General features: G+C 37.0%; 2 protein-coding genes. Both read left to right on the forward strand.

The annotated features are described in order from the left end of the window. Positions 1-82 precede the first annotated feature (82 nt). Positions 83-427, forward strand: a complete 345-nt coding sequence (locus JCM15548_RS20705; protein ID WP_062129143.1) for a type II toxin-antitoxin system RelE/ParE family toxin — start codon at positions 83-85, stop codon at positions 425-427. Between the two features lie 2 nt (positions 428-429). Beyond that, complete coding sequence (locus JCM15548_RS20710) at positions 430-729, forward strand: helix-turn-helix domain-containing protein (protein ID WP_062129145.1); 300 nt, start codon at positions 430-432, stop codon at positions 727-729. The last annotated feature ends 136 nt before the right edge of the window (positions 730-865 follow it).

The raw sequence follows: 865 nt of genomic DNA on the forward strand, positions 1-865 counted from the left end.
TGGACGTTAGCCCCCATAGTACCCCAAAAAACCACTTGCAGAATTGTAACTTATAAGTTAACTTTGGCGAAAATCAGATTGAATGGAAAGAATTCGGACGGTTATTGCTTATAAAAATTATTTCAAAGATTTTCTAATAGAACAACCGCAGAAAGTCCAAGACAAAGTTTTCAAAATCATTGAGATAATTGAATTTCAGCAGCAAATACCCGAAAAATATTTAAAACACCTAAAAGGAACCAAGGGGCTTTACGAAGCGAGAATAAAACTTGGCTCTGACATCTGGAGAGTTTTTTGCTTTTTTGATAAAGGGAGATTAGTTATTCTATTAAACGGTTTCCAGAAAAAATCGCAAAAAACACCAAAATCTGAAATTGACAGAGCCTTAAAGTTGATGAATGAATATTACGAAGAAAAAGGAGGGTGATTATGAAAAAGGAGAATACGACAACTTGGTCTGAATTGAAAGACCAGGTTTATGGAAAGCAAGGAACTGAACGAAGAGACCGTTTAGACAGAGATTTTAAGTCATTAAGAGTTGGCTTAATGTTAAGAGAGGCCAGAGAGAGAAAACACCTGACCCAAGACCAACTCGGAGAAATTATCGACAAGAAACGGAGTTTTATATCACGGATTGAAAATGACGCCAGCAACATGACCCTAAAGACGCTTTACGATATTGTTGAGAAAGGACTTGGCGGTAAGATAAAAATTCAGATTGACCTGTAAATCAAATAACTACGGGGGCTAACACGCGTTATAGTGCATGGCTAAGTCTCATATTTATAGCAAGTTTCGTCTACTGAAGAGCATTCTTAACGGCCAGAAAACTTCTACCTAAATAATTAGCCACGCACCATATCGC

The organism is Geofilum rubicundum JCM 15548, assembly GCF_000974365.1.
Classification (GTDB): domain Bacteria; phylum Bacteroidota; class Bacteroidia; order Bacteroidales; family Marinilabiliaceae; genus Geofilum; species Geofilum rubicundum.